At 27.6% G+C, this 12,004-nt stretch carries 10 protein-coding genes; 5 read left to right on the top strand and 5 right to left on the bottom strand.

The window, feature by feature from the left end:
* The first annotated feature begins 806 nt into the window (after positions 1 to 806).
* Both CCANL266_RS09470 and CCANL266_RS01490 read left to right on the top strand, forming a co-directional pair.
* Positions 807 to 1,304 carry a type II secretion system protein gene (locus CCANL266_RS09470; protein ID WP_244948139.1) on the top strand — a complete coding sequence of 166 codons (498 nt, stop codon included), beginning with the start codon at positions 807 to 809 and terminating at the stop codon, positions 1,302 to 1,304.
* A 1,235-nt stretch (positions 1,305 to 2,539) separates the two neighbouring features.
* Positions 2,540 to 2,683: a hypothetical protein gene (locus CCANL266_RS01490; protein WP_172230387.1), complete on the top strand. Its 144-nt coding sequence runs from the start codon at positions 2,540 to 2,542 to the stop codon at positions 2,681 to 2,683.
* Positions 2,684 to 3,358: 675 nt separating this feature from the next.
* Here CCANL266_RS01490 and CCANL266_RS01485 read toward each other — a convergent pair.
* The 3 genes from CCANL266_RS01485 to CCANL266_RS09465 all read right to left on the bottom strand — a co-directional run bounded on the left by CCANL266_RS01485 (position 3,359) and on the right by CCANL266_RS09465 (position 7,653).
* Positions 3,359 to 3,844, bottom strand: coding sequence for a prepilin-type N-terminal cleavage/methylation domain-containing protein (locus CCANL266_RS01485; RefSeq protein ID WP_172230385.1), 486 nt, complete (start codon positions 3,842 to 3,844; stop codon positions 3,359 to 3,361).
* 404 nt (positions 3,845 to 4,248) lie between these two features.
* Positions 4,249 to 4,398, bottom strand: coding sequence for a hypothetical protein (locus tag CCANL266_RS01480; protein WP_172230383.1), 150 nt, complete (start codon positions 4,396 to 4,398; stop codon positions 4,249 to 4,251).
* Positions 4,399 to 5,931: 1,533 nt separating this feature from the next.
* The gene (locus tag CCANL266_RS09465; protein ID WP_244948138.1) at positions 5,932 to 7,653 is read right to left on the bottom strand and encodes a flagellin; all 1,722 of its coding nucleotides are present in this window, start codon (positions 7,651 to 7,653) and stop codon (positions 5,932 to 5,934) included.
* Between CCANL266_RS09465 and CCANL266_RS09460 the strand changes: the two genes are divergently transcribed.
* Positions 7,631 to 7,897: a hypothetical protein gene (locus tag CCANL266_RS09460; RefSeq protein ID WP_224331548.1), complete on the top strand. Its 267-nt coding sequence runs from the start codon at positions 7,631 to 7,633 to the stop codon at positions 7,895 to 7,897. The two genes, CCANL266_RS09465 and CCANL266_RS09460, sit on opposite strands and share 23 nt — an antisense overlap.
* 14 nt (positions 7,898 to 7,911) lie before the next feature.
* Here the strand turns inward: CCANL266_RS09460 and htpG are convergent, their stop codons facing one another.
* Both htpG and crcB read right to left on the bottom strand, forming a co-directional pair.
* Entirely contained in the window at positions 7,912 to 9,702 is a 1,791-nt protein-coding gene (gene htpG / locus CCANL266_RS01465; RefSeq protein ID WP_172230381.1) for a molecular chaperone HtpG, read from the bottom strand.
* Positions 9,703 to 9,710: 8 nt separating this feature from the next.
* Complete coding sequence (gene crcB, locus CCANL266_RS01460) at positions 9,711 to 10,076, bottom strand: fluoride efflux transporter CrcB (RefSeq protein ID WP_172230379.1); 366 nt, start codon at positions 10,074 to 10,076, stop codon at positions 9,711 to 9,713.
* A gap of 83 nt (positions 10,077 to 10,159) precedes the next feature.
* Between crcB and CCANL266_RS01455 the strand changes: the two genes are divergently transcribed.
* Both CCANL266_RS01455 and dokD read left to right on the top strand, forming a co-directional pair.
* Complete coding sequence (locus CCANL266_RS01455; protein ID WP_172230377.1) at positions 10,160 to 10,519, top strand: RidA family protein; 360 nt, start codon at positions 10,160 to 10,162, stop codon at positions 10,517 to 10,519.
* 11 nt (positions 10,520 to 10,530) lie between these two features.
* Positions 10,531 to 11,925: an ornithine/lysine decarboxylase DokD gene (gene dokD / locus CCANL266_RS01450; protein ID WP_172230375.1), complete on the top strand. Its 1,395-nt coding sequence runs from the start codon at positions 10,531 to 10,533 to the stop codon at positions 11,923 to 11,925.
* The last annotated feature ends 79 nt before the right edge of the window (positions 11,926 to 12,004 follow it).

Raw genomic sequence — 12,004 nt, 5'->3', positions numbered from 1 at the left:
TGCAACCATTTTTGTTTTTCTAAATTCTTTTAATTTTCTTTTGCTTTTTTAAATTCATTTGATTTTCTTTTAGTCTCTTTTAATTTTCTTTTGCTTTTTTAACTTTATTTATACTGTTTTCAATTCTTTTTATTTCTTTTTATTTCTTTTTATTTCTTTTTATTTCTTTTTATTTCTTTTTATTTCTTTTTATTTCTTTTTGTTTCTTTTCAATTTTTTAGTTTTACTTACACTGTTTTCAATTCTTTTAGCTTTCTTTTAGTTTTTCAATTCTTTTTAATTTTTTTTATTTTCTTATCTACGCCCCCCCCAAAAAAAACAATCAACAACACTAACTACAAGCTTAAATAAAACTGAATTTAATGTATTTTTAAGTTTGCAGTAAAAACACAAGATTAAATTAGCAGTATTACGAAGATTTGGAAGGGTTCGAAGGTTTAGAATAGTTAGAATAGTTGGTATAGTTGGAATGATTGGAATAGTTGTAAGAGTTAGAAGAAAGCAACTTCAATCAAACCTAACTTAATATATTTATAAGTTTATTATTTGTTATTATGTATTTTTACTAAATGTTATTATCTTTATTTATTTATCTTACTTACTAACACAAAAAAAGCATCTTTAAAAGTACTAAATAATCAACTTTAATTAGTAATCTTAAAGCTTAAAAAAAGCTAAAAAGTTATGTATTAAAATATAAGCTAAAGCTATAAAAGTATTTATACATAATAATTTAAAACCAAGTACTTATTTTAATTTCTTGCACAAAAAGTAAAAAGATAAATTATTTTTTACAAGGAGTTATTATGAAAAAAGGTTTTACAATGATTGAACTAATCTTTGTTATTGTTATTTTAGGTATATTAGCTGCTGTGGCTATTCCTAAGATTAATGCTACTAGAGATGATGCAGAACAAGTAAAGGCTACACAAAATATTGCAACATTAATGGGTGACTTTGCGTCTTTTTATACTTCTCAAGGTGGGTTTAGGGATTCAAGTGGAAGTAATATCCCTTTTCATAAAATAACAAATGTTGCTTTAGATAGTAATGGTAATTTAAAGATTAAAAATGAAGTTTGCTTAAAATTTGAAATAGCTGACGATTCAAGTATTAAAATTACTTCTTCAGGTTCTTCAAGTGGTAATAGTGGTAAGAAGTTATGTTCAAAAATTGTAGCAGCTTCTACATTATTAAGAAATACTGCTGATGGAAAACAGTTAGATGATAATAATGAAATAACAATTGATTACTCTGCAAGTGGAATAAATTTTGATGGAGTGTCTTCTACAAAAGCTAAATAAAAAACTAAATCTAAATAATAATTATTTTTACAAAAAAAAGGTAGCCTAAAAACTACCTTTTTACTTACACTTCTCAAACCTTCAAACAAGTAAAAAAACAAACACACAACTTAACTCATTAACCCCACCCCCATCAAAAAACAATCAACACCCCCCCCCAACCATCATTCAACCCTGCACAGCTACCAATCCTTACTCCGCTTAGCCCACAAATCTTCTTTTTACAACATCTCATAATCAGTTTTTATCCCCGCACAATTATCCAACCACTCAAACTTTACCCCACCAAAAAAACAACTATCCACTACCTACCTTCAAGCTCAAACTATAAGCTTAAATAAAACTTAATTTAATGTATTTTTAAGTTTATATAAAAAACATAAGATTAAATTAGCAACATTTAGGGAAATTCTTTTAAATTTTTTAGTTTATTATGCTTTTTTAACTTTATTTATACTGTTTTTAATTCTTTTACTTTCTTTTGGTTTTATTATCTATTCTCCTTTACTACAAACAAACACAAAAATACTATCAATTAAACCAACCATTCTTACACTATAAATAATATTTACACACTATCTAATTACTAAAACTTTACTCTACCCCCCCCCCAAAAAAAACAACTACTCACAACCTACCTTCAAGCTATCAACTATACACTTAAATAAAACTTAATTTAATGTGTTCTTAAGTTTGTAGTAAAAAAAACACAAGATTAAATTAGCAATATTTATGGAAATTCTTTTAAATTTTTTAGTTTATTTTGCTTTTTTAACTTTATTTACACTGTTTTCAATTCTTTTACTTTCTTTTACTTTTTCTAAACTCTTTTTGCTTTCTTATGCCTCTCTAACTAAAAATCACTATTCCATCCCCCCCCCAACCATCATTCAACCCTGCACAGCCATCAATCCTTACTCCGCTTATCAATACCCTAAAATATTTTTACGCTATCCAACCACTCAAACTTTACCCCACCAAAAAACAATCAACAACTCCAACTATAAACTTAAATAAAACTTAATTTAATATATTCTTAAGTTTGTAGTAAAAAATATGCGATTAAAATTACAGCACTATACAAAGATTGCGAAGATTTGAAGATTTGAAGGTTTGGAAGGTTTGGAAGATTTGAAGGTTTGGAAGGTTTGGAAGGTTTGGAAGATTTGAAGGTTTGGAAGGTTTGGAAGATTTGAAGGTTTGGAAGGTTTGGAAGGTTTGGAAGATTTGAAGGTTTGGAAGGTTTGGAAGGTTTGGAAGATTTGGAAGATTTGGAAGATTTGGAAGATTTGGAAGATTTGGAAGATTTGGAAGATTTGGAAGATTTGGAAGGGTGCAGCTTAAATAAAACTGAATTTAATGTATTTTTAAGACAATAGTTAAAACACAAGAATAAATTTACAGTACTAGGAAAATGAATAAAATGAATAAAATGAATAAAATGAATAAAATGAATAAAATGAATAAAATGAATAAAATGAATAAAATGAATAAAATGAAGAAGTTAGCAGCTTAAATAAAACTTAATTTAATCTATTCTTAAGCTTATAGCAAAAAGTACAAGATTAAATTAGTAGTATTTAGGAAAATTAGGAAAAATCTTTTACTTTCTTTTTGCCTTTTTACTCATTTTTACTGTCTCTAAATTCTTTCAGCTTTTTTTAATTTTTTAATCTTTTTAAATTTATTTGCTTTTTAATTAGTAGTATTTTTGTATTTGCTTGGATTTATTAGAAGGATTTAAAATTGTTTTGTTTATTTGATAGTTGTAGTTGCATGTTTTGGTAGTAAAGATAATTTAATTTATTATAGTTTTGCTTATATTAATACATAGCTTTTTAGCTTTTTTAAGCTTTAGAATTGGCTTTAAATAAGATAAAAAATAAGAAAAAAGATTAAGAAAAATAAAATAAATTATTATAGAATGAAGATACTTTAAATTTGTTTTGTTATGTTTTGTTATTTTGACTTTGTTTGTTTTATTTGTTTGAAGGTTTGAGAAGTGTAAGTAAAAAGGTAGTTTTTAGGCTACCTTTTTGTTTTGTTTTTATTAATTAGAAATCAAAATTTACACTTGAAGCGGCGAAATCGATTGTTGCTGTACCACTACCAGTTGATAAATCATTACCACCAAAAGCTGCTTTAACTGTTGATAATTTTAAAGTTTCTTCACAAGCTTTACTAGGTGAAGTTGTTTTTCCTGTAAAAGTAACTTTACCATTTGCAGAATCAACCTTAATCTTTAAACAATCACTATCTGAGCCAATCTTTAATTGTGCAGTATCTGTAGCGGTGCTACTAAAAGCCACATTAGTCATTTTTGCAAAATCAATATCAGTACCACCAGTCTTAGTAGCAAATTCCCCCTGAGCCGTATAATAAGACCCTAAATCCCCAATTAAAGTAACAATATTTTGAGCTGACTTAACCTTCTCCGCATCATCTCTAGTAGCATTAATCTTAGGAATAGCCACAGCAGCTAATATACCTAAAATAACAATAACAAAGATTAGTTCAATCATTGTAAAACCTTTTTTCATAATAACTCCTTGTAAAAAATAATTTATCTTTTTACTTTTTGTGCAAGAAATTAAAATAAGTACTTGGTTTTAAATTATTATGTATAAATACTTTTATAGCTTTAGCTTATATTTTAATACATAACTTTTTAGCTTTTTTTAAGCTTTAAGATTACTAATTAAAGTTGATTATTTAGTACTTTTAAAGATGCTTTTTTTGTGTTAATAAGTAAGATAAATAAATAAAGATAATAACATTTAGTAAAAATACATAATAACAAATAATAAACTTATAAATATATTAAGTTAGGTTTGATTGAAGCTGCTTTTTTCTAACTCTTACAACTATTCCAACTATTCCAAACCTTAGTAATACTGCTAATTTAATCTTGTGCTTTTTACTGCAAACTTAAGAACACATTAAATTAAGTTTTATTTAAGCTGCAATCTTCGTAATCTTCGTAATCTTCGTAATCTTCGTAATCTTCGTAATCTTCGTAATCTTCGTAATCTTCGTAATCTTCGTAATCTTCGTAATCTTCGTAATCTTCGTATAGTGCTGTAATTTTAATCACATATTTTTACTATAAACTTAAAAATACATTAAATTCAGTTTTATTTAAGCTTATAGTTAGGGTTGTTGATTGTTTTTTTTGGTGGTGGGGATGGAATAGTGATTTTTAGTTAGGGGACAAATAAGAAAGCAAAAAGAGTTTAGAAAAAGTAAAAGAAATTAAAAAGAATTGAAAACAGTGTAAATAAAGTTAAAAAAGCAAAAGAAAACAAAAGAGACTAAAAGAAAATCAAAAGAATTTAAAAAAGCAAAATAAACTAAAAAATTTAAAAGAATTTCCCTAAATGATGCAATTTTAATCTTATGTTTTTTTACTATAAACTTAATATTGTATTAAATTAAGTTTTATTTAAGTTTGTAGTTGGGAGTTTAAGGATTAATGAATATGTAAAATAAAAATACTTAATTTGATTGTAAAAATTAAGTAATATTGTTAGTAGTAGTTAGTTGGTTTTTATAGTTAGCTTGGTTGATAACAAATAAAATTAGATATTTATTAGGGGGTGTTTTTCTATATTTTGTTGCTTTAGTTATTTTATTAGTGGGAATTAGTATTTTTTAACTTAGATTGTAATATAAATAAGAAGAATTGATAATTTAGCTTAAAGATACATTAAATTCAGTTTTATTTAAGCTTGTAGTTAGTGTTGTTGATTGTTTTTTTGGGGGGGGTAAAGTTTGAGTGGTTGGATAGTGTAAAAATATTTTAGAGTATTGATAAGTAGAGTAAGGATTGATTGTTGGTGGCAGTGGGACTGAAAATTGGTAGGGTTGAATGATGATTTGTTGTGATAAAAATGGTGTTGGGGTTATAAATATTTTGAGTGATTAGATAGTTTTTAAAAATGCTTTTTTATATTGTAGGGTTAAATATTGGTGGTTTCTGCAATTTCTATAAATATTACAATTTTAATCTTGTACTTTTTACTACAAACTTAAAAATACATTAAATTAAGTTTTATTTAAGTTTGTAGTTGATAGCTTGAAGGTAGGTGGTGGGGGTAGATAAGAAAATAAAAAGACATTAAAAGAGCTTTCCTAACTTCTCTAAATACTACAAAATTAATCTTGTGTTTTAATTAATAGCTTAAAGATACATTAAATTAAGTTTTATTTAAGCTTGTAGTTAGGGTTGTTGATTGTTTTTTGGTTGGGGGGGGGTAAATAAGAAAGCGAAAAAAGTTTAGAAAAAGTAAAAGAAAGCTAAAAAATTGAAAAGAAATAAAAAGAATTGAAAAAGTTAAAAGAAACAAAAAGAAATAAAAAGAAATAAAAAAATTAAAAAGAATTAAAAACAGTGTAAATAAAGTTAAAAAAAGCAAAAGAAAATTAAAAGAATTTAGAAAAACAAAAATGGTTGCGTGGGGTTGTTGATGGTTGTGATGTGGGGATATAATAAAACAAAAAGAAGTTAGCTTTAGGCTAACTTCTAAGATAAGATTATAAGCTTTTGTTACTAAGCTAACATTATAAGCTTTTGTTACTAAGCTAACATTATAAGCTTTTGTTACTAAGCTAAGATTATATTCTTTTACTATTGTAACAACTTCATAACATTTTGTTGAACTGCATTTGATTGGCTTAACGCATAAACACCACTTTGAGCTAGGATTTGTTGCTTACTAAAGTTAGAACTTTCACTAGCAAAGTCTAGGTCTCTTATTTGGCTTTCTGCTGATTTAACATTAACTTGAGTTACGCTAATGTTATTGATTGTAGAAACTAATTGGTTTTGAACAGAACCAAGGTCGCTTCTTACAGCTTCTAGTGCTTTAATAGCGTTTTCTGCTATGTTCATCATTGCCATTGCTCCTTTTAAGGTCATTACACCTGCAGCGTAACCATTTTGGTTGTCGCCACTCTCTCCTGCTTGCCATTCTTCTGTGTTAAAGCCCATTGCGTCTGCGTCTTCTTTAGAAATAGTTGCGTTTGTTTCTCTTAAAGATATTGTTTTTTCTACAACATTTTTATCAAAGCCTAAAGCGCTTGTAACATCAATTTCTTTTGGTTTACCTTTATCATCTACAGCTGAAGTTGTTGCTTGTACAACTATGTCTCTTCCGTTATTTGAGCTAAGGCTTAATCTTCCAAAATTAGTTTTATTTTCATCAGTTAAACCAATAATATCAGTTAAACCACTTCTATTAGGCTCATTTAAACCTTCTTTTAAACCTTTTAAGAAATTTAATGCAGCGTATGCGACAATACCATTTTCCCCTTCATTATCTGCCATAGTTTTACCTGCAGCCGCATCAATAACTTTTGTAAGTTTATTTACTGCATCATCAATTGCAGCGTTTAAATCTTGTAGGCTATTATGTTTTGAAGTTTCTTGTCCTGCTACTTTTTTTATTGCATCATTTGCATCAGCAACCCACTGCTTATAGGTATCTTTACCATTATCTCCAGCCGCTGTTGTTGTACCAGCTGTTTCATCTGTATTGCCTCCAGCAACCATTGCTAAATGTAAAGCACCTTGTATATTTGCATGTATTTTAGATAAATCAATTCCTGTACCTTCTGTGATAGTGATATTTTTGGCTCTTTCATAACCATCCGCAGCATGTCTAGCAGCTTGCTCATAATATGCTTTTTTAACATCATCAAACATATTATTTTTGTTTAAAATAGAATCTTTGGCATCATTACTTCCATTGGTATCAGCATCTTCTCCACCGCCACCCCAAGTATTTGATTTTGAAAAATCTACAGCAATTTGCCCAGTGTTTTTTGTGCCATCATCAACTTCTGCTACTTTATTAGTAAAAAACAAATGTTTGTCTGCAGCTGCTGCGGAAGTAGTTTTAGTATAGGCTTTACCATCTTTATCAAAACTCTTATCAACACCATCAGTAATCTTAATACCACGACCATCACGGTTGTTTAATACTAATCTACCTTTGCTATCAACTGATGCTTCTACTCCTGTTTGGTCGGTTACTGCGTTAATTGCAGCTACTAAAGCACCGTTTCCATCTTTGTCTTTTACTTCTATTGAGCCGATTTTTACACCATTAATTGAAAAATCATCTGATGTTTTACCTGCTCTAATTGGAGATTCAAATACACTTATAGCTGATACAGAAGCTTTAATACCTGTTTTATCGGTTGATTTATTAATAGCTTCAGCTAAAGCACCAAGTCCGCCACCTGCAAATGTAGAACCACCCTTTGCAACTTGTACTGGCTCTAAAGTAACATCGTTAATCCCATCAACGTTTTTAAAAGTAAGTGTGATTTTACCATCAATAGGCATATCTTTTGCTCTTACATTATGCCCTGTTTCAAATCTTGTTAAGCCGATTTTATCTGATGTTGTTGCACCGATACTTGCTTTTACTGTTTCGTTTGAATATGCACCGATTTGGAATTCTTTGTTTGAGAAGTTTCCGCTTAATAATTTTTGCCCGTTAAATGAAGTAGTATTATCAATAAAGATTTTAAATACTTATATGCAAGGTTTTTTAGCAGGTTTTAACCCTGCCACACCTTGCACATAAAAAATATGAGTTTTTTACTTAATCATTCTTAAAATTGCTTTGTTAAATTCACTTACCTTATCAAAAGATAAACCTTGAGATAAGGCTGCTAATCCATAAGCAATTAAACAAAAATCATTAAAGATTTTTTCATCATCAAATTTATCTTTTAAAGCAAGATAAGTTTCGTGATTTGGATTTATTTCTAAAATAGGTTTGGCATTAAATTTTTGCCCACCAAACTGAGCCATCATTTTTGCCATTTGATATTCTTGGTCATTTTTATCAAAGCTTAAAGCACTTAAACTACTGCCTAATTCGGCATAATTTACATCTTTTACCTCATCTTTTAAACTTTCTTTTATTTTATCTTTTAGCTTACTCTCTTCTTCGCTTAAATCACTTTTAATACCTGATTGTGTTTCTTTTATATTTATAAGGTCGTATTCTTTATATTTTGTTACATTTGGCATTACTATTTCATCTACTTTATCGCTTAAGAAAATTACAGTTTTATCTTTATATTTTTCAAGCAAAGGAGAATTTTTTAATAAAGATAAGTTTTCGCCTAATAAATAATATATTTTATTATCATCGCTTATTAATTCATCTATGCTTAAAGCTTCATCGCTTTTTGTATTATTAAATAAACATAATGATAAAATTTCATCTTTATTTGTGTTGTGCTCAAACAAGGCTTCTTTTATTACTGCTCCAAAAAGATTAGAAAATTCTTTAAATTTCTCTTTATCATTTTCTTTTAATTTTGATATTTGAGAAAGAATTTTTTTTGTGCTTACTTCTTTAATTTTCTTTAAAATTGTATTTTCTTGCAAAATTTCACGACTAACATTAAGCGGTAAATCTTCTACATCAATTATACCTTTTACAAATCTTAAATAAGATGGTAAAAGTTCTTCTTTTTCGCTGATTAAAACTCTTTTTACATATAATTTGCATTGCTTTTCATAATCTACTCTGTATAAATCAAAAGGCGCACTAGCTGGAATGAAAAATAAACTTGAATAATTTAAACTACCTTCACTGTTTGTATGTACATAAGTTAAAGGTTCTTTTGAATCATAGCTTATGCTTTCATAGAATTTAAAATAATCTTGCTCTTTTAAACTTGCTTTATTTTCACGCCATAAAGCTTTTGCTTTGTTGATTTGCTCTAATTTTATTTCTTTAACTTCTTTATCATCTTCTTTTGTGCTAACTTCTTTTTCTAAAAATATTGGATATGAGATATGATTTGAATATTTGCTTACTAAATTTTCTATTGTATAGGCGTTTGCAAATTCTTCATCTTTTAAATGTAAAACTATTTTTGTTCCAAAACTTTCTTTTGTAGTTGAGTTAATTTCATAACCGCTAGCATCGCTTGTCCATAAAAAGGCTTCATTGCTTAAAGCTTTTTTTGTATAAACTTCAATTTTACTTGCAACCATAAAGGCTGAATAAAATCCAACACCAAATTGCCCTATTAAATCACTATTTTTTTTAGCATCTTCGCTAATATTTTCTAAGAATTTTTTAGTTCCACTTGATGCGATTGTACCTAGATTGTTATGTAAATCTTCTTTATCCATACCAATTCCATTATCTTCAATGATTAATGTTTTTGCATCTTTATTTACATAAATGTTAATAGCTGGTGTAAAATTAAGATTTTTGTAAGCATCATCACTTAAATATAAATAATTTAGCTTATCAATAGCATCAGATGCGTTAGATACAAGTTCTCTTAAAAAAATTTCTTTATTTGAATAAAGCGAATGAATCATTAAATTTAATAATTGATTTACTTCTGTTTTAAATTCCATTTTTTCTCCTATTTAATATAATTTAATGCAAGGTAAGTTGCACTTAGTCCAAATATTAAATTAAGAATAATATTTAAACTAAATGCAAAAAAGCCTTGAGTTTTTAGCAATACTAAACTTTCATAAGAAATACTTGAAAATGTAGTAAATGCACCTAAAAATCCAACCACAAAAAATAAACGATATGAACTTAAGCTCTCAAATTGTTTTAGAAGTGCATAAAAAAGTCCAATTAATAAACAACCTAAAACATTAACAAACAAAGTGCCAACTATTATGGAATTTATGCTTGTAATTTTGTTTAAAAAAGTACTACATAAATATCTAAGCACTGCACCAATAGCACCGCCAAGAGCAATTAAAAATATATTCAAATTATGCCTTTTTGTGATTTTTATTCATTCTAATATAAAAAATTTATTTTACAATTAACTTAAATTTTAAAAAAGGAGAAAATATGAATTATCCAAAAGCAATAGGACCTTATAGTGTTTGCGCTAAAGGTTGTAATTTAGTTTTTGTAAGTGGGCAATTACCAATTAACCCAAGCACAGGAGACTTTGCAAGTAATGATATTAAAGAATTAACAAGACAAAGTTTAAGAAATATTGAAGCTATTTTAAAAGAGCAAGGTTTAAGTATGAAAGATGTTATTAAAACTACGATTTTGTTAGCTGATATTAATGATTTTGCTAGTGTAAATGAAGCTTATGCTGAGTTTTTTAGCGCACCTTATCCTGCAAGGTCTTGCTTTGCTGTTGCTGCCTTACCTAAAAATGCAAGAATTGAAATAGAAGCAATAGCAAGTTGTAAATAATAGGAAAAAATATGCAAATAATTGCAAATTATGAAGAATTAAGACAAGATTTACTAAGCAATGATAGAAGATTTTCTTGTGTAAATGAACATTTGGCTTTTTTTGGTGTAGATTTAGTTGAGCTTAGCAATAAATACCCTTCTCCAGCCTATGTTTATTCAAAAGAAGAAATTAGCAATAATATAAATGAAATAAAACAAGCTTTTAAAGAACATAAAACTAGGATTTTTTATGCTAGTAAGGCTTGTTCGGTTATGGGAATTTTAAAATGTATTAAAGATAACTCAATTGACATTGAAGCAAACTCAATATATGAAGTTAAAAAGGCTTTAAAAATTGGTTTTAAGCCTGAACAAATTATATTTAATGGGGTTGTAAAAAGCAAAGAAGAGCTTGAATTTGCTATTGAAAATGATTTATTTTTAATAAATGTTGATAGCGAATATGAGCTTGATTTAATTGAGCAAATAAGTACTAAGTTAAAAAAAGTTGCTAATCTTGCTTTAAGAATTGAGCCTAGCGTAAAAGCAAAAGGAACTCACGAACAACTTGATACAAGTTTTCACGCTAAGGCTGGGGTTGATAAAGAACAAGCACTTGCTTTGTGTAAAAGAATGCTAAATATGCCTTATGTAAAACTAAAAGGATTGCATATGCATGTAGGCGACCAATTACCAATTGTAGAACCTTTTGCAAATGCTGCTAAGGTTTTGGTTGATGAGTGTATAAAAATTCAAAATGCTTTAAATATAAAATTTGAACTTATTAATGTAGGCGGTGGTATTAGCACAGCTTATAAGTATGAAAAAGATAATATTAAAACAAAGCAAGAAAATATGAAAATACACTTTAATGCAAATGACTACGCTAAGGCAATTATAAATGAAGTAAAAAGATTAGGAGATATTACAATTTGCATTGAACCTGGAAGAAAAATAGTTTCATCAGCAGGAATTTTACTTAGCAAAATTGCAGCTTACAAGCAAAAAACATTACATCCTTTAACAAAAGATGATAAAGCAATACAAATTGAATGGAAATTTCTTAATGCTGGGTATTCTATTTTATCTGATTCTCAGCATTTTGATTGGTTTTACTATGTTTATAATGCAAGTAAAATTACTAAAAAGCATGATACTAGCTTTAGACTTGCAGGTCCGCTTTGCGATGGTGGAGATTGGTTTAAAATAGGCACTAATTCAAATAAGGAATTCTTGTTACCAAAAGATAGCAATATTGATGATTTAATAGTATTTTTAGATGCTGGTGCTTACACGATTGAATCTCAAACGACTTATAACAATAGACCAAGAAGTGCGGTTATATTAATTGATGAAAATAAAAATGATTTTTTAATTAGAAGAGAAGATAGTTTTGATGATATTTTAAGCTGTGATATTTACTAAAGTTAAAAAATTATTTGCATATTATATTGATAAATAAGGTTTTAAACTATACAAAAATAGTAAAAACCTTATTACCCCC

The organism is Campylobacter canadensis, assembly GCF_013177655.1.
Classification (GTDB): Bacteria; Campylobacterota; Campylobacteria; order Campylobacterales; family Campylobacteraceae; genus Campylobacter_E; species Campylobacter_E canadensis.
The sequence above is the reverse complement of the archived record's forward strand: the minus strand, read 5'-3'. Positions and strand labels throughout refer to the sequence as shown.